The organism is Nocardioides daedukensis (assembly GCF_013408415.1).
In the GTDB taxonomy this organism is placed as follows: domain Bacteria; phylum Actinomycetota; class Actinomycetes; order Propionibacteriales; family Nocardioidaceae; genus Nocardioides; species Nocardioides daedukensis.
In genome coordinates this window covers 1,763,360-1,779,406 of the sequence record NZ_JACCAA010000001.1, presented here as the reverse complement: position 1 = coordinate 1,779,406, position 16,047 = coordinate 1,763,360, and the positions used below count along the sequence as shown (strand labels likewise).

At 68.9% G+C, this 16,047-nt stretch carries 14 protein-coding genes and 1 tRNA gene; 5 read left to right on the top strand and 10 right to left on the bottom strand.

Annotation, left to right across the window (positions count from 1 at the left end):
• The 4 genes from BJ980_RS08870 to BJ980_RS08855 all read right to left on the bottom strand — a co-directional run bounded on the left by BJ980_RS08870 (position 1) and on the right by BJ980_RS08855 (position 3,700).
• The gene (locus tag BJ980_RS08870) at positions 1-1,902 is read right to left on the bottom strand and encodes a 2-oxoacid:acceptor oxidoreductase subunit alpha (RefSeq protein ID WP_179501959.1); all 1,902 of its coding nucleotides are present in this window, start codon (positions 1,900-1,902) and stop codon (positions 1-3) included.
• 272 nt (positions 1,903-2,174) lie between these two features.
• The gene (locus BJ980_RS08865; RefSeq protein WP_179501958.1) at positions 2,175-2,645 is read right to left on the bottom strand and encodes an SRPBCC domain-containing protein; all 471 of its coding nucleotides are present in this window, start codon (positions 2,643-2,645) and stop codon (positions 2,175-2,177) included.
• Between the two features lie 89 nt (positions 2,646-2,734).
• The gene (locus BJ980_RS08860; protein ID WP_218855450.1) at positions 2,735-3,103 is read right to left on the bottom strand and encodes a DUF1330 domain-containing protein; all 369 of its coding nucleotides are present in this window, start codon (positions 3,101-3,103) and stop codon (positions 2,735-2,737) included.
• Between the two features lie 105 nt (positions 3,104-3,208).
• Positions 3,209-3,700, bottom strand: coding sequence for a YajQ family cyclic di-GMP-binding protein (locus tag BJ980_RS08855; RefSeq protein WP_179501957.1), 492 nt, complete (start codon positions 3,698-3,700; stop codon positions 3,209-3,211).
• Positions 3,701-3,816: 116 nt separating this feature from the next.
• On the opposite strand from BJ980_RS08855, the gene BJ980_RS08850 reads away from it, so the two are divergent.
• The 3 genes from BJ980_RS08850 (at position 3,817) to mptB (ending at position 6,861) form a co-directional block, all read left to right on the top strand.
• Positions 3,817-3,897 (top strand) — tRNA-Tyr (locus BJ980_RS08850).
• An 87-nt stretch (positions 3,898-3,984) separates the two neighbouring features.
• Positions 3,985-5,328: an MFS transporter gene (locus BJ980_RS08845; protein WP_179501956.1), complete on the top strand. Its 1,344-nt coding sequence runs from the start codon at positions 3,985-3,987 to the stop codon at positions 5,326-5,328.
• Between the two features lie 81 nt (positions 5,329-5,409).
• Entirely contained in the window at positions 5,410-6,861 is a 1,452-nt protein-coding gene (gene mptB, locus BJ980_RS08840) for a polyprenol phosphomannose-dependent alpha 1,6 mannosyltransferase MptB (protein ID WP_179501955.1), read from the top strand.
• 19 nt (positions 6,862-6,880) lie between these two features.
• Here mptB and BJ980_RS08835 read toward each other — a convergent pair whose 3' ends face one another.
• The 3 genes from BJ980_RS08835 to BJ980_RS08825 form a co-directional block, all read right to left on the bottom strand.
• Complete coding sequence (locus tag BJ980_RS08835; protein WP_179501954.1) at positions 6,881-7,948, bottom strand: GmrSD restriction endonuclease domain-containing protein; 1,068 nt, start codon at positions 7,946-7,948, stop codon at positions 6,881-6,883.
• Positions 7,949-8,021: 73 nt separating this feature from the next.
• On the bottom strand, positions 8,022-9,254 hold the full coding sequence (gene fahA, locus BJ980_RS08830; RefSeq protein WP_179501953.1) for a fumarylacetoacetase: 1,233 nt from the start codon (positions 9,252-9,254) through the stop codon (positions 8,022-8,024).
• Complete coding sequence (locus BJ980_RS08825) at positions 9,251-10,171, bottom strand: hypothetical protein (RefSeq protein ID WP_179501952.1); 921 nt, start codon at positions 10,169-10,171, stop codon at positions 9,251-9,253. The genes fahA and BJ980_RS08825 overlap by 4 nt, the downstream gene beginning before the upstream one ends.
• Before the next feature lie 112 nt (positions 10,172-10,283).
• Here BJ980_RS08825 and BJ980_RS08820 point away from each other — a divergent pair, with 112 nt between their 5' ends.
• The gene (locus tag BJ980_RS08820; RefSeq protein ID WP_425490301.1) at positions 10,284-11,492 is read left to right on the top strand and encodes a homogentisate 1,2-dioxygenase; all 1,209 of its coding nucleotides are present in this window, start codon (positions 10,284-10,286) and stop codon (positions 11,490-11,492) included.
• On the opposite strand, the gene nemA is transcribed toward BJ980_RS08820, so the two are convergent.
• Positions 11,465-12,562, bottom strand: a complete 1,098-nt coding sequence (nemA, locus tag BJ980_RS08815) for an N-ethylmaleimide reductase (protein ID WP_246279946.1) — start codon at positions 12,560-12,562, stop codon at positions 11,465-11,467. The two genes, BJ980_RS08820 and nemA, sit on opposite strands and share 28 nt — an antisense overlap.
• A gap of 122 nt (positions 12,563-12,684) precedes the next feature.
• Between nemA and BJ980_RS08810 the strand changes: the two genes are divergently transcribed.
• Complete coding sequence (locus tag BJ980_RS08810; RefSeq protein WP_179501949.1) at positions 12,685-13,536, top strand: DUF3152 domain-containing protein; 852 nt, start codon at positions 12,685-12,687, stop codon at positions 13,534-13,536.
• A gap of 77 nt (positions 13,537-13,613) precedes the next feature.
• Here BJ980_RS08810 and BJ980_RS08805 read toward each other — a convergent pair whose 3' ends face one another.
• Both BJ980_RS08805 and BJ980_RS08800 read right to left on the bottom strand, forming a co-directional pair.
• Positions 13,614-14,789 carry a glycosyltransferase gene (locus BJ980_RS08805; RefSeq protein ID WP_179501948.1) on the bottom strand — a complete coding sequence of 392 codons (1,176 nt, stop codon included), beginning with the start codon at positions 14,787-14,789 and terminating at the stop codon, positions 13,614-13,616.
• Positions 14,790-14,878: 89 nt separating this feature from the next.
• Positions 14,879-15,874 carry a pirin family protein gene (locus BJ980_RS08800; protein ID WP_179501947.1) on the bottom strand — a complete coding sequence of 332 codons (996 nt, stop codon included), beginning with the start codon at positions 15,872-15,874 and terminating at the stop codon, positions 14,879-14,881.
• Between the last annotated feature and the right edge of the window lie 173 nt (positions 15,875-16,047).

The following is a 16,047-nucleotide window of genomic DNA, read 5'->3' as shown; positions in this document are numbered from 1 at the left end:
TCAGATCGCCTCCTGTGCGGCCGCTGCGGTCAGGTCGATGGTGATGCCCTCGGCCTGCGAGACCAGGTCGGCGATCGCGTCGGCGAGCTCGGCTGCCTTCAGCGGCAATCCGCGGACCTGGTTGTAGCCGATCGCGTCGACGAGATATTTGGCGCGCAGCAGCATCGAGAGCTGGCCCAGGTTCATCTCCGGGACCAGGACCTTGTCGTAGCGCTTCAGGATCTCGCCGAGATCGTTCGGGAACGGGTTGAGGTGGCGCAGGTGCACCTGGGCCACGTTGTAGCCGGCCTTGCGGACGCGGCGGATGCCGGCGCCGATCGGGCCGTACGTCGATCCCCAGCCGAGCACGAGGACCTTTGCGGCACCCGAGGGGTCGTCCACCTCGAGCGGGGGCAGCGAGTTGGCGATCCGGTCGACCTTGGCCTGGCGCAGCCGGACCATCTTGTCGTGGTTGGCCGGGTCGTAGGAGATGTTGCCGTGACCGTCGCCCTTCTCGAGCCCGCCGATGCGGTGCTCGAGGCCCGGGGTGCCGGGGATCGCCCACGGTCGGGCCAGGGTCTCCTCGTCGCGGCTGTAGGGAGCGAACTCCTCGCCCTCGGCCAGGTCGTCCGCGGAGGCGAAGCGGGGCTCGATCACCGGCAGGTCATCGATCGAGGGGATCGACCAGGGCTCGGACCCGTTGGCCAGGTAGCCGTCACTGAGCAGCATCACCGGGGTGCGGTAGGTGATCGCGATCCGGGCGGCCTCCACGGCGGCCGCGAAGCAGTCACCGGGGGATTGCGGCGCCACGATCGGGACCGGCGCCTCGCCGTTGCGACCGAACATGGCCTGGAGCAGGTCGGACTGCTCGGTCTTGGTCGGCAGGCCGGTGGAGGGGCCACCGCGCTGCACGTTGATCACGAGCAGCGGCAGCTCGGTCATCACTGCCAGGCCGATCGCCTCACCCTTCAGCGCGACACCGGGGCCGGACGTGGTCGTGACGCCGAGGTGACCGGCGAACGAGGCGCCGATGGCGGCGCCGACTCCGGCGATCTCGTCCTCGGCCTGCAGCGTGGTCACGCCGAACGACTTGTGCTTGGAGAGCTCGTGGAGGATGTCGGAGGCCGGAGTGATCGGGTAGGAGCCGAGGAAGACCGGGAGACCGGACTGCACGCCGGCCGCGACCAGGCCGTAGGAGAGCGCGAGGTTGCCGGAGATGTTGCGGTAGGTGCCCGGCGGCATCGCGGCGGGCTTGACCTCATATTGGACGATGAACGTCTCGGTGGTCTCGCCGAAGTTCCAGCCCATCTTGAACGCCTTGATGTTGGCGTCCCTGATGTCGGGCACCTTGGCGAACTTCTTCGACAGGAAGGCGGTCGTGTTCTCGGTGGGGCGGCCGTACATCCACGACAGCAGGCCGAGCGCGAACATGTTCTTCGCACGCGCGGCGTCCTTGCGGGAAAGGCCGAACTCCTTGACCGCCTCGACGGTCATCCCGGTCAGGTCGACGCGGTGCAGGTCGAACTCGTCCAGCGAGCCGTCGTCGAGCGGGTTCTCGGCATAGCCGGCCTTGGCCAGGTTGCGGGTGGTGAAGTCATGGGTGTCCACGATGATCGAGGCGCCCTTGGCCAGGTCGCTCAGGTTGGCCTTCAACGCGGCCGGGTTCATCGCCACCAGCACGTCGGGGGAGTCGCCGGCGGTGAGGATGTCGTGGTCGGCGAAGTGCACCTGGAACGACGAGACGCCGGGGATGGTGCCCTGAGGCGCCCGGATCTCGGCGGGGAAGTTGGGCAGCGTGACCAGGTCGTTGCCGAACGCGGCCGATTCCTGGGTGAATCGGTCTCCGGTGAGTTGCATGCCGTCACCGGAATCACCCGCGAATCGGATGATCACACGATCGAGTTGCTGGACCTGCTTGGCCACCGCGCCTACCTACTTCCTGACTGATTTGTCCGCTCCGCCCGTACCGAGAGTATGGCAGAAATGGAACACGTTCCAGTTTTCGCCCGGATGCGGACGGAAAGATGCCTCTCGAACTTCCACCATAGTCCGCGTCCCGAACCGCCGAACGGCGTCTCAGCCATTCGGATCCGGGGTGCTCTCCAGCGCCCATGAGTCGGCCTCTCACTCGACCCATGACCAGCCCGTGTGTGAGGGGCGGGGCCGGACGCGGGGATCGGCCAAAAGAGAGTCGATCAGGGGCGACTCTCTGCCCGTTCCTTGAGGGCGCGGGCGTGGCGGGCGAAGCCCTCGGCCACCCGAGCGGGCCCGGCAAGCTTCACCAGCGGTCCGCTGAACTCCTCGACCGTGGAGTACGTCGTGGGGCCACCGCCGACCTGGCGCAGGCGTTGGTAGCGGATCCCCTTCACGAGCCCCAGCTTCGCGGGCCAGCCCTCGAAGACATAGGCGAGCGTCGCGGTCGTCGTACCGCTGGAGTCGCCTGCCGGCGCCTCCAGCACCTTGATCCGCTCGGGTGAATTCACGCCCTTGCCGTTGGCCCACTTCACGTGCAGCAGGATCGGGTCGCCGACTCGCGGCGGGTTGTTGCACTCGGCCTTGACGACGAACGGGTTCCACTCGGGATAGGCATCGACGTCGAGCATCACCTGCCACACGGTCTCGAGTGGTGCGTCGATCTCGATCGCGGCTTCCGGGTTGCGGGGCATGGGTTGGATGTTAGTGGCGCGAGGCCATCCGGCAACCGGTTCAGCGGTAGTCGGTGAACGGTGGATGCCCCAAGGGGAGCCGTGACGCCTCAGCCGGTCAGGCCCGCGATGGTGTCACGGGTGGAGTAGGTCGGTGGTACGCCCTCGAGGAGGGCGATGTGGGAGCGGCTGTTGCGCGTACGCAACTCGATGACGGCCTGGTAGGCGTCGGACTCGTACCATCCGCGGGTGCTGTCGATGTCGGGGAACCCGATGATCACGATGTCACCGGTCAGGTCGCCCTCGCGGTACTCGGGTGTCGTGCCGTGGACCAGCCAGCGTCCGCCGAACTCTCGCATGGTCTCTTCGACGCTCACCATGTATTCCACCAGCTCGTCGTTGACCTCGACGTCGGTCAGGTAACCGATCGCGTAGCCGGGACGAGGTGGGTCAAGGGGCGTCGTCGTCGGTGTGCTCATGCGGCGAGGCTAGGTACATCTTCGTCGCGACTCCATGACCTGGCAGGTAATGGCTCGGCCGATTCTGCGGACGATGTGCGGACGCTGCCAGGTCCTGAGGGTGACTCAGCGGTAGTTGGTGAACTGCACCGCGAACTCATAGTCCTGCGACTTGACCAGCTGCTGGACCGCTTGCAGGTCGTCGCGCTTCTTGGAGGAGACCCGGAGCTCGTCACCCTGGATCTGCGCCTTGACACCCTTGGGGCCCTCGTCGCGGATCAGCTTGGAGATCTTCTTGGCGTCCTCCGACGAGATGCCCTCCTTCAGCGTGATCGAGATCTTGGAGACCTGACCGGACTGGCGCGGCTCGCTGGCGTCGAGGATCTTCAGGGACTGGTTGCGCTTGACGAGCTTGCCCTGGAAGACGTCGAGCACCGCGCTGGCCCGGTCGTCGGCGGAGGCGCTGATCTCGATGGCCTGGTCGCCCTGCCACTCGATGCTGGCGCCCGTTCCCTTGAAGTCGAAGCGCGTGGTGATCTCGCGGGCTGCCTGGCCCAGCGCGTTGTCGACCTCCTGGCGGTCGATCTTGCTGACGATGTCGAACGACGAGTCGGCCATGACTTCTCCTCTGCTTCGCCGTGACCCCGGTGTGGGCGACGGCATTTTTAGTCTGTGAGCGTGCTGCGCTATTCTTTCGTCTTGCTGCCGCCCGGCCAAGGCCGGGGTGGTGCTGAGGCAGATTGCCCGAGCGGCCAATGGGAGCGGACTGTAAATCCGTCGCGAAAGCTTCGAAGGTTCGAATCCTTCATCTGCCACGCAACAGCATGAGAGGGCCCGCGTCCACCGCGGGCCCTCTCGCATTTCCCGGGGCGTCCGCGCACCGATGCTGAGATGATGGGTCCATGACCCGCGCCCAGCTCCACGAGATCGGTGGGCGCCGGGCGTGGATGATCTGGATCGTCGCGGTCCTCGTCTATGTGCTGGCCGTCTTCCACCGGAGCTCGTTGGGCGTTGCCGGGTTGATCGCCACCGAGCGCTTCGAGATCAACGGCACCCAGCTGGCCTTCTTCACGGTGCTGCAACTGGTCGTCTATGCGGGCATGCAGGTGCCGGTCGGAGTGATGCTCGACCGCTACGGGTCCCGCGCCCTGCTGCTCTCAGGCCTGGTCACGATGACCCTGGCCCAGCTCGCCTTCGCCTTCACCACCAGCTTCGGTGCTGCGGTCGTGGCCAGGGCATTCGTCGGGGCCGGCGATGCGATGGTCTTCGTCTGCGTGCTGCGCCTGGTCTCTGCCTGGTTCCTGGTCCGTCAGGGGTCGATGCTCGCGCAGCTCACCGGGCAGATCGGGCAGCTGGGTGGGGTCGTCGCCGCCGGTCCGCTGTCGCTGCTCCTGCACGAGTACGGCTGGACCAAGGCCTTCGCAGTGGTCTCGATGATCGGCGTCCCGCTGCTGGTGGCCACCGCCTGCCTGGTCAAGGACTCGCCCTACGAGAAGATCGCCCCGGTCCGGATCAAGCTGCGCGCCCTGGCCACCTCGGTCCGTTCCGTGTGGGGCAACCCCGGCACCCGCCTGGGCATGTGGTCGCACTTCACCAGCCAGTTCTCGATGACGGTCTTCGTGCTGCTGTGGGGCTATCCGTTCCTGGTCGCCGGTCAGGGCCTGACACCGACCGCGGCCGGCACCCTGCTGACGGTGATGATCGGCTGGGTGATGGTGAGCGGCATCGTGCTGGGCCGACTGGTCTCGGTGGTGCCCTTCTATCGGTCCTGGATCGTTGTCGGCATCGTGATCGCGATCGTCGTCACCTGGACGGTCGTGCTCCTGTGGCCCGGCCAGGCCCCGATCTGGCTGCTCGTCGTGCTGGTCTGCGTCACCGCATCCGGCGGCCCCGCCTCGATGGTCGGCTTCGACCTGGCCCGCACGTTCAGTCCCGAGGAGACGCTCGGCCGCGCGAACGGGATGGTCAACATCGGCGGGTTCGTCGCGTCCCTGATGACGATGGCCCTGATCGGCATCATCCTCGACCTGCTCGAACCGGCGGGGGCGACGGCGTACGACCTCGGCGACTTCCGGGTCGCGATGTGCGCGCAATATGTCTTCTGGCTGCTCGGCATCGTCCAGATCCTGCGCTACCGTCGCAAGGCGATCACCCATCTCGAGCGGATGCACCCCGGCGCGGTCGAGACGCTGAAGCAGGGCGAGCCGTTCGTGCACCCCGGCTTCAACGACCGCGAAGGTGTCTGAGGACCGAGGCGCCACCTGCCGTTCGGACGCCATTCACCGAGCGCTCCGGATGCCGTGGTCGAGGGTGCCTAGCCTCGCGGTGTGATCGCTCGCGGACTGACCGGATCGTGCCTGGTGTTCGTGGGCGGGCTGATCGTCTCCCCGCTCCCGGACACCGCCCGCCTGCTCCACCTCGACGTGTTCACCGTGGTCCGCGAGACGATGCCAGGCCGGATGTTCGGCCTGGCCCTGGTGCTGGCCGGACTCGGCCTGCTCGCCACCGCATGGTTGACCCTGTGCCGCCAGGTCGCTGGGACGCAGGCGACCGGACGCGACGCTGCGCTCGGCACGGTCCGCCGGGCCGCCCTGGTCTGGTCGGCACCGCTGATGGTCGCCCCGCCGCTCTTCTCCCGCGACGGGTGGAGCTATGCCGCGCAGGGGATGCTCACCACTCTCGGAGTCTCGCCCTACGACCACGGACCGGCGGCGCTGCGCGGCCCCATCGTCAACGCGGTGGACCCGCGCTGGATGGACACCCCCACGCCCTACGGGCCGCTCCCGCTGATCCTCGGCGACCTCGCTGCCCGGCTGACCAGCGACCCCTGGGTGCTGGTCGTGTTCCACCGCTGCATCGCGGTGACCGGCCTGGTCCTGCTGGCGTGGGCGATCCCACGGCTGGCTCGCTGGACCGGCGTCAACCCGGCACTCTCCACCGGCATCGTGATCGCGTCACCGCTGATGATGGCCAACGGTATCGGCGGCCTGCACAACGACCTGCTCATGGTCGGCCTGATGGCCGCCGCCCTGGTCGTGGCCGCCGAGGGGAGCTGGCAGTGGGCCGCGGTCCTGGGTGGTGCCGCCGCTGCCGTGAAGCTGCCGGGCGGGCTGATCTGCATCGCGGTCGCGCTCGTGTCGCTGCCGCTCGCCGCGACGATGGTCAAGCGGGTACGCCGTCTCGCGGCGGTCGGCGCGATCTCGCTCGGCACGCTCTTCGGCATGGGTGCCGCCTGGGGTCTGGGCGCCGGCTGGGTCGCGGCGCTCGCCGTACCCGGCTCGGTGAACACTCCGCTCTCGGCCCCAACTGTGCTGGGCGGTGCGCTCGACCAGGTCGCCGAGCTCCTCGGTGCCGGCACCGGTGACGCGTTCTTCCTCGACCTGGTCCGGGCCCTCGCCACCGTCGCCTCGGGCGTCGTGGTGCTGGGGATCGCATTGGGGTGGCGCACCGGCGACCGCGTCGGGGCTCTGCACGCGACCGTCGTGATGATGTCGGCGCTGCTCCTGCTCAGCCCGGTCGTCCACCTGTGGTACTTCCTCTGGCTGGTGCCGTTCCTCGCCCCGGTCCGGCTGGATCGACTCGGCACGACGCTGCTGATGGCTCTGTCGATCATCGCCGGCGTCGTGGCCCCGCTCGACTCCTCGCTGCACGGTGCCTATCTGCTGATCGTGCTGGGCAGCATCCATGCGGCGGTGCTGATCGCGATCCTGCTGTTCACTCGGCGCTCGCGCGACCGGCTGGAGAGGATCGCCCGGGCCGAGTGGCTGCTGGCCCGGTGAGGGAGCGTGCTGCTCGGCGTCATTCGCAACCGACGCCGTCGCCGTCCCGGTCGAGGTGTCGGCCGTAGCCCGGTTCCCCTGTCCTGACCGGGGCCCCGCCGGCCTCCCGGGCGGCGGTGCAGTTCTCGTAGTGGACCTCGCGCGGCACCTCGGCGAAGGTCTTCGGCTTCGGCTTGGCCCTGGGTTTGGGCTTCGGCTTCGGCTTGCTGGCCGGGACCGGCTTGAGGTCGTGGTCCACCTCGGTCGCAGCATCGGTGGGATCGGCCGGCAACTGGTGCCCGGGGCAGGAGGCGAGGATCCGGGCGATGGCGTCCTTCTCCGCTCGGGTGGCCCAGAGCCCGTACTTCGTCTTGACCGCCACCTGGGCAGCCACGAAGTCACACCGGTAGGCCTTGTTCGGCGGCAGCCAGGTGGCGGCATCCCCATCGCTCTTCGAGCTGTTCGCCGAAGCAGCGGTGGCGCTCAGGTTCAGCGGATCGTTGGCGAACGCTGCTCGCTTGGCGAGGCTCCACTGCTGGGCGCCGGTCTGCCAGGCGTTGGAGAGTGAGACCCGGTGGTCGATGTCGACCTGGCTGTTGCCGCGCAGGTGCGCGATGGCCTGGCCGGTGTAGTCGTCAGCGCGTGTCCCGCTGAGCACCACGCAACCGTTGGTGTTCGGCTTGACGACTATCTCGACCAGGTCGCGTCGCAGGATGTCGTTGCGGGTGTCGCAACCGTTGCGGTCCGCGTCCAACCAGGCCGGTCCGAACTGCGCCCGGTCAAAGCCGGTCTTCGCCGCGCGGCCCTTGACCACGAGGGCTGCGAGCACGGCCAGGGTGGTGCCACGGGCGGGCTCGCTGGCCGGTTCGACCGTGGGTGAGGCCGACGGAGTCGGGGCCAGTGTCGGGGTCGGTGTTGAGGTGAGCGAGGGCTCGGGTGTCGGGGTGGCCGGCTCGGTCGAGGCGGCCGGCGTGCCCGGTGCCGCGGGTGAGTCCGAGGTGCTCAGTGGCTCGGCGCAACCCGCGAGCGACAGTGCCAGGGCGGCGACGACGAGAGACGTCGTACGCCGTGACACGTCGACGCGCAGCCTGCTCCGGAGCTCTCCCATGCAGGAAGTCTCGTCAGCCGTTGCCGTGCCGGGACGGGAATCGGTCGGAAATGACCCGGAAGGACCAGGCCAATCAACCGATCCGCGCCGGGAGGACCCGACCGGAGACCTCGCCGAGCGCGATCCGTCCACCGCTCACACTGGGAGCGGTGTAGCGGAGCACGACCTCGTCGCCGTCCTCCAGCGCGATCCGCTCGTCGTCACCGACCGGGAACGCCTCGCGCCAGCCCCAGCTGAGCTCGAGGAACGAGCCGCGCTCCTCGCGGACCGGGCCGGAGACCGTGCCCGACGCCCACAGGTCGCCGGTGCGGACGCTGGCGCCGTTGACGGTCATGTGGGCCAGCATCTGGGCGGGCGACCAGTACATCGAGGAGTAGGGAGGGCGGCTCACCACGTGGCCGTTGAGCACCACCTCGACGGCGATGTCGAGGCCGCCCGGACGGTCGCTGTCCTCGAGCGACAGATAGGGCAGCGGTTCCGGGTCCTGGCCGGGCAGGTCGACCCAGGCAGCGTCGAGCGCGGCCAAGGGGGTGACCCAGGTCGAGATCGAGGTGGCGAAGGACTTGCCCAGGAACGGGCCCAGCGGCACATATTCCCAGCCCTGGATGTCGCGCGCGGACCAGTCGTTGAGCCCGACGATCCCGAAGCAGTGATCGTCGAAGTCCGCCACGGCGACCCGCTCGCCGAGCGAGGTGGGAGTGCCGACCAGGAAGCCCAGCTCGGCCTCGATGTCGAGTCGTCCGCTGGGCCCGAAGACCGGTGCGGGATCGCTGGGGTTCTTCCGTTGGCCGAGCGGTCGCACGATCTCGGTGCCGCTGGGAACGACGGTCCCCGAGCGGCCGTGATAGCCGACGGGCAGGTGCTTCCAGTTCGGCAGCAACGGCTCCTGGTCCGGGCGAAAGATCGTGCCGACGTTGGAGGCGTGGTGCTCGGAGGCATAGAAGTCGACGTAGTCGCCGACCTCGACCGGCATGTGCATGGTGACCTCGTCGAGCGGCACCAGGTGTGGCTCGACGTCGCCGCGTTCACTGGGCACGGTGAGCAGGTCGGTGATCCACTGGCGGAGCTCGGCGTTGACCGCTCGACCCTGTGCCATCAGGGGATTGAGGGTGGCCGCCTCGAAGAGCTGCGTCTCCGGGCGTACGTCGGCGGCGGCGACCGGCGCGAGGTCGAGCACGAAGTCACCGATCCGTACGCCGACTCGCGGCGCATCGTCAGAGTCGGTGCGGGTGAAGACACCCCACGGCAGGTGGTCCACGTCGTGGGTCGATCCGGCGGCGCCGGGGACCCAGGTGGTCGCGGTCATCGGGCCACCCCCGTCCAGATGCCCAGCTCGTGCAGGTCCTCGACGGGATCATCGATGCTGCAGGAGCCGAAGCCGGTGAACCAGCGCCGGGTCCTGGACAGGGTGTCGTCGCCCAGCTCCCGGGCCAGGGTGACCAGTGCCTCGGCGGACTCCTCGCGCAGCACCTCGACCGGGTCGCCGCCGTCGAGGCAGACCCGGGTCGCGAGCAGGACGTTGAGGAACCCGTGGTGCTCGAAACCGGTCTCTCGATCGCGGTGCCGAACGGCGTGGTGCAGGCCGGCGGTGCACTTGAACGGGGACTCGCGGTCCAGGGCCGCGGTGATCCAGGCGCCGAGCTCGTCGGCACTCGGGAAGAGCTCCGCGTCGACGCCGCCGGTGCGGAACTTGAGCCGGATCTCCCGGGCGGCGAGCTCGTCCGCGGCGGCCAGCCAGCCGCTGCTGGGCTGGCCCTGCGGCAGCTCGACGGACAGGGTGACGTCCTCATCGAGCACGCCCAGGTCGAGGGCCTGATCGAGCGCCGCGATCACCCGCCGGGCGTTGCCGACCAGGTCGGCGGGATCGCGCAGGGCGACCTCGAGGCCACTCAGGCTCATGCCGTCCAGGCGCTGGGCGGTGCTGGTTGCCGGGGCGAGGCCGCCAGCGCCGGCACCGATGACAATGCTGAGACCGACCGGATCTGCGTCACCGGGCACCAGGTCACGCAGCTCGGCCAAGCGATGGTCACTGATCACGAAGGTGTCGACCACCTCGGCCCAGGGCTCGCGGCGTCGGGTGACGTGATCGGTGAGCGCCGTGTCGAGCGCCGCGTTGCCGGGCGGGAAGATCGCCGCGTCGTCGACCATCCGCAGCCACGCAGGAGCGGGCTGGGCGGGCTGGTCCCAGTGGTCTCGGTCAGGGGTTGCCGTCGAGTCAGACACGCTGGGAGGGTAGCGCAGCAGCACCTGAGCGGACAAAGGTGTTCGGAATCAGGACGTCTCGGCGTAGGCTTGCGACGACGCGCGAAACGATCTGGGGACACAGGAGATGGCGATGCACTACCGGCAGATGGGCTCGGTCCCGGGCAAGCGGCACACCCAGCACCGCGACCCGGAGGGCAACCTCTACTACGAGGAGCTGATGGGGGAGGAGGGCTTCTCCTCCGACTCGTCCCTGCTCTATCACCGTGGCGTGCCGTCGGCGATCCTCGACTCGACGGTGTGGGAGCTGCCCGAGTTTGGCGGCACCCCGAACCACCCGCTCAAGCCGCGGCACCTCAAGCTGCACGACCTCGAGTTCAGTGGCTCAGCCGGGACAGCGGGATCAGCGGAGTCGTCGGCTGACGCGGTCACCGGCAGACGCCTGGTCCTGGGCAACAACGACGTCCGAATCTCCTACGTCGTCGCCTCCGCGCCGTCCCCGCTCTATCGCAACGCGATCGGCGACGAGTGCATCCACGTCGAGTCGGGTGAAGGCGTGGTCGAGACCGTCTTCGGCACGCTGAGCTTTCGCACCGGCGACTATGTCGTGATCCCGCGCAGCACCACCCATCGGTGGATCCCACAGGGAGGCGCCAGCCGACTCATCGCGATCGAGGCGAACAGCCACATCGCGCCGCCCAAACGCTATCTGTCGCGCTATGGCCAGCTCCTCGAGCACGCGCCCTACTGCGAGCGCGACCTGCACGGACCCGACTTCACGCCGAGCACCGGCGACCTGCCGGCCGGGGTGGACGTACTGGTCAAGCACCGCGTCTCCAGCGGGATCGTCGGCACCCGGATGACCTGCGCAACCCACCCCTTCGACGTCATCGGGTGGGACGGCTGCCTCTATCCCTACACGTTCAACATCGACGACTTCATGCCGATCACCGGCAAGATCCACCAGCCGCCGCCGGTGCACCAGGTCTTCGAGGGGCACAACTTCGTGATCTGCAACTTCCTGCCCCGCAAGGTCGACTACCACCCGTTGGCGGTGCCGGTGCCCTACTACCACTCCAACGTCGACTCCGACGAGGTGATGTTCTACGTCGCCGGCGACTACGAGGCCCGCAAGGGATCGGGCATCGGCGTCGGGTCGGTCTCGGTGCACCCCGGGGGCTGCGCGCACGGGCCCCAGCCCAGCGCGATCGAGGCTTCACTGGGCGCCGAGGCGTTCGACGAGTCCGCGGTCATGGTCGACACCTTCGCCCCACTCGAGCTCGGTGAGGCCGCGATCGCCTGCGAGGACGAGGGCTATGCCTGGACCTGGGCCGCCGGATAGTCGGTGTAACCCTCGGCGCCGCCGCCGTAGACCGTCTCCTGGACGACCTCGCTGAGCTCGATCCCCTCGGCCAGACGGACGGGCAGGTCGGGGTTGGCGATGAACGCGCGCCCGAAGGCGACGGCATCGACATACCCGGCACCCAGCATCTGCTCAGCCTTGGCCAGGTCATAGCCACCAGCGCCGACGATCACACCGTCGTACGCCGCACGCAGCTCCTTGCGGAAGACCTCGTCCAGCGGCGGTGCGCCGGTCCAGTCGGGCTCGGAGAGGTGCAGGAAGGCGAGGTCGCGGCTGGCCAGCTCGCCCGCGGCGTACAGCACCGAGGCGCCACCGTCGGCGGCGTCGAGACCGTTGAACGAACCCTGCGGGGAGACGCGTACGCCGACCCGGCCGTTGCCGATCTCGTCGACGATCGCATCGATCACCTCGAGCAGCAGCCGGGCCCGGTTCTCCACCGAGCCGCCGTAGCCGTCGGTGCGCTGGTTGCTGGGCTCCGCGAGGAACTGGTGCAGCAGGTAGCCGTGTGCAGCGTGCACCTCGACCAGGTCGAAGCCAGCATCGATCGCGTTGCGTGCAGCCCGGCGATAGTCCTCGACCACCCGGGGCAGCTCCTCGGTCTCGAGAGCGCGAGGCGTCGGGCAGTCGGCCCGGAAGATGCGGCCCTCGGCGTCCTTCAGCGAGGTGCGGCCGCGGAACTCGATCGCGCTGGCCGAGACCGGCAGCCCACCGTCGTGCAGGGACTCGTGGTTGACCCGTCCGGTGTGCCACAGCTGCGCCGCAATCAGCCCGCCCTCGGCGTGTACGGCGTCGGTGACCCGCTTCCAGCCGGCCAGCTGCTCGGGGCTGTGGATCCCCGGGGTGTCGGAATAACCCATGCCCTCGGCAGAGATCTGCGTGCCCTCGCTGATCACCAGGCCGGCACCGGCCCGCTGCGCGTAGTAGACGCGCATCAGGTCGTTGGGCAGGTTGCCCGGCTGGCTCGCGCGCATCCGGGTCAGTGGGGCCATGAAGACACGGTTGGCGGTGCGCACCGCACCGAGGTCGAGCGGCTCGAACAGGCTGGGCATGGAATCCATGCAGGTGACAACTGCGCCGGGCCCAGGTTCATTCCTTGCCGGTTGGGTCGGTTGGGCCGGGTGTCGGGCGCGGTTATGGTGGAACGACGAGACCTTCGAGGAAAGCGAATCTAGTGATCGGCACCCTCCGCGCGTCCTTCTTCGTGCTGGCCTTGGTCGCCGGACTCCTGCTCCCGAGTGCGGGCGCCCAAGCCGACGACGAGCAGCACCTGGTGATGACCAGGTCGCCCAAGATGAGCGGCAGCCCACGCGTTGCGCACACGCTGAGCGTCTCCAAGCCGTTGTTCCGGCACGCTCCCGACAAGACGTCCTATCGCTGGATGAAGGACGGCAAGCCGATAACCGGTGCCTGGAAGCCGACCTACCGGGTCTCGTGGCGCGACCTGGGCCACCGGATCTCGGTGCGCACAGTTTCCACGCGCCCGGGCTATGTCACTCGCGTCTTCGACACCCCGGCACGCACGATCGGCCACCGGAAGGCCTGGCGGCGCACGGTGACCTACTCGGTGCAGACCCGGGGCCGGATCGTCGCGGGCGTCGAGAACTTCAAGAAGATGTCCAACGAGACGCTCAACCACCCGCGTGGCTGGCGGTCCGACGGCATCGCGTTCCGTCGCGTTGCCACCGGGGGATCGATGATCCTGGTGCTCTCCGAGGCCCGGAAGGTGCCGAGCTTCTCCTCCTCGTGCAGCGCCCAGTGGAGCTGCCGCGTCGGCAAGTATGTCGTGATCAACCAGGACCGCTGGCAGGACGCCTCGTCCAGCTGGAACCGCGCGGGCGGATCGCTGCGCGACTATCGGCACATGGTGGTCAACCACGAGACCGGCCACTGGCTCGGGTGGGGCCACCGTGGCTGTTCGTCCGGTGCCGCACCGGTGATGACCCAGCAGTCGATCGACCTGCAGGGCTGCCGCTTCAACCCGTGGCCGTTGACCTCGGAGCTGAACGTCCCGCGCTATCGCTGATCGAGGACGAGTTGCCACTGATCAGGCAGGGGCCAGTGCTCATCCCCCGCTCAGCGTCAGTCGACGAGGATGGATTTCTATCCCGCTCGGACTTCCACCGGTCGCGTGCGATCCAGTGAACCGTGCAGGTCGAGCATCCGGTCCACCGCGTGCTGCCACGGGAACTGCTCGGCACGAGCCCGGGCCGCAGCACGCCGGCGGTTGACCGAGCGAGCGGCCAGGCGGAGCACGGCGTCCGCCAACGACGACGGGTCCGCACACCCCTTCTCCCCGGACTCGGCATCGATCAGCTCGCTGGCGCCGCCGACATCGGCGGTGACAACGGGCGTCCCGCAGGCAAGGGCCTCCAGGACGGCCAGACCGAAGGTCTCGCCGGGGCAGACCGACAGCGAGATGTCCGCGGCAGCGAGCCGCTCGGCGAGCGCGCGGCGTCCCGCGATGTGCCCGTGGAAGACGACCGGGGCGCCACCCGCGATCGCGCGCAGCTCGGCGAGGTGCGGGCCCTCGCCGAAGACGTCGAGCCGCAGGCGTACGCCGCGGCGGTGCAGCTCGGCGGCCGTGGCCACCGCGAGGTGCGGGCTCTTCTCCCGCGACAGTCGACCGACATGGACCAGCCGCAACACACCGTCGTGCACGTCGCGACCGAGCTCGAGCGTCGAGCAACTCACTGGACCACCCACTGGACCACCCACTGGGGCGGGGGTGAAGTCGTCGAGGTCGACGCCGAGCGGGATCCGGTGCAGGGGCGTCCCGGCCGACGCAGCGGCTGCACCGAACTCACGCTGAGCGAATCGTGAGGTCACCACAACCGCGTCGAACTGGCGGACCAGGAAGCGGTTGTGGATCGCGCTGGCGACCTTGGCGGTCTCCTCGAAGCCGGTGCGCATGCCGAGCATCAGGTCGAGGCGTTCGTGGGAGAAGAGCACCGAGCCGACGTCATTGCGGCGGGCCCAGCGGGTCACCGGCAGCAGTGTCGACTTGTCGCTGACCTCGATCGAGGTGGGATCGAACTGCTCCAGGGCCGCGACGACCCGCCACGGCTCGACGATGAGGCGATAGCCACCACCGACGCGGGGCGCGCGGAACTGGACAACGTCGCCGTGGGGAGTGCTCTCCCGGGCGTCGACGGGGCCGGGCACCAGGAGCAGGCGCTGCACGCCGGCGTCGGCATAGCCGGCACCGAGTGCGTTGATCGCGGTCTTGATGCCGCCCGAGGCCGGACCGACGAAGTTGGCGAGCTGGGCGATGCGCATGCAACGAGACTCTCCGAGCCCGATGAACGCAGGGTGCTGCCCGGGTGGATGTCGCGTGTCACGCGCCGTGACATGTCACTCGCCGACGCTCAGCGACGCTCGCGCAACCTCGCGTTCGGCAGTGCCGGCGCCGGGAGCGGAGCCAGCGGCTCGTTGGACACGACGCCGAAACGTCCGTCGCTGACGTGCCGGCCGTTCGCGACGAGCTCGCCGTTGCTGGTGATCTGGTCCTGCCACTCACTGCGGAACTGCACGACCTCCTCGTGGTTGCGGCCGACGAAGTTCCACCACATCACGATCGACTCTCCGAAGGGTGGGCCCCCGATCAGCATCAGGCGGGTGTCCTGGTGCACCTCGAGCACGAGCTCGGAGCAGCCCGGAGCCAGGTAGGCCAGGTCGTGCTGGTTCACCTCCTGGCCGGCGACGCTCACTGGGCCGGTGTCGAGGAGCAGTCCGTGCTCGAAGGTCGCGTCCACGTCGCAGCGGAACGTCGTACCGGCGCTCAGGCGGAGCTCCGCGCCGACCATCGGGGTGTGCGTCTCGACCGGTGAGGACTGGCCGAGCAGGTCGCCGATGAAGACCAGCGCGCTCCAGCCCGGACCCTCGAGGAGTTCGGGTGCGAAGTGCTGGAAGTCGGGCGCCACGTGGCGGGTCGCGTCGGGCAGGGCGACCCAGAGCTGTACGCCGTGCAGCTCGCCGGTCTGCTGGGTGGAGACCTCGCTGTGGCTGATCCCGCGTCCGGCGGTCATCAGGTTGACCTCGCCGGGCACCACCATCGCCTCGTTGCCGGCCGAGTCGCGGTGCTGGATCTCCCCGGTGAACAGCCAGCTCACGGTGGACAGGCCCGTGTGTGGATGTGGCGGCACCGACATCCCTGCGGTGTCCCTGACGTCGTCGGGACCGTAGTGGTCCACGAAGCACCAGGCGCCGATCAGGGAGCGTTGTCGCTGCGGGAGCGTACGCCGCACGAGCATCGCGCGCGGGCCGCCGAGCGGGACCTCGCGCGGGGCGAGGATCTCGACGTTGAGATCGGTGGTGCCCTCGGTGCAGACCAGTTCGTCAGGATCGCGCTCGAGATTGCTCATCCGGCCAGTGTGCCGGGTCGGACCGTGCGGTGCCACGGATGGTGTGGCGGGGGAGTCGTGGATCCGTCACCCGGCGGCGCACCTTTGCCCATTGAGACCCAAGGCATCCTTGTTCGAGACGACAAAGTCTTTGTGTTGTATCAATGTGCGGCCCTAGCCTGAGAGCAGTCAGT

Excerpts from the sequence above, each read along its gene's own strand:
- BJ980_RS08865 (WP_179501958.1), bottom strand. The coding sequence starts at position 2,645 with ATGCCCCGCAACCCGGAAGCCGCGATCGAGATCGACGCACCACTCGAG.
- BJ980_RS08860 (WP_218855450.1), bottom strand. The coding sequence starts at position 3,103 with ATGAGCACACCGACGACGACGCCCCTTGACCCACCTCGTCCCGGCTAC.
- BJ980_RS08855 (WP_179501957.1), bottom strand. The coding sequence starts at position 3,700 with ATGGCCGACTCGTCGTTCGACATCGTCAGCAAGATCGACCGCCAGGAG.
- BJ980_RS08845 (WP_179501956.1), top strand. The coding sequence starts at position 3,985 with ATGACCCGCGCCCAGCTCCACGAGATCGGTGGGCGCCGGGCGTGGATG.
- BJ980_RS08835 (WP_179501954.1), bottom strand. The coding sequence starts at position 7,948 with ATGGGAGAGCTCCGGAGCAGGCTGCGCGTCGACGTGTCACGGCGTACG.
- fahA (WP_179501953.1), bottom strand. The coding sequence starts at position 9,254 with ATGACCGCGACCACCTGGGTCCCCGGCGCCGCCGGATCGACCCACGAC.
- BJ980_RS08820 (WP_425490301.1), top strand. The coding sequence starts at position 10,284 with ATGCACTACCGGCAGATGGGCTCGGTCCCGGGCAAGCGGCACACCCAG.
- nemA (WP_246279946.1), bottom strand. The coding sequence starts at position 12,562 with ATGCCCAGCCTGTTCGAGCCGCTCGACCTCGGTGCGGTGCGCACCGCC.
- BJ980_RS08805 (WP_179501948.1), bottom strand. The coding sequence starts at position 14,789 with ATGCGCATCGCCCAGCTCGCCAACTTCGTCGGTCCGGCCTCGGGCGGC.
- BJ980_RS08800 (WP_179501947.1), bottom strand. The coding sequence starts at position 15,874 with ATGAGCAATCTCGAGCGCGATCCTGACGAACTGGTCTGCACCGAGGGC.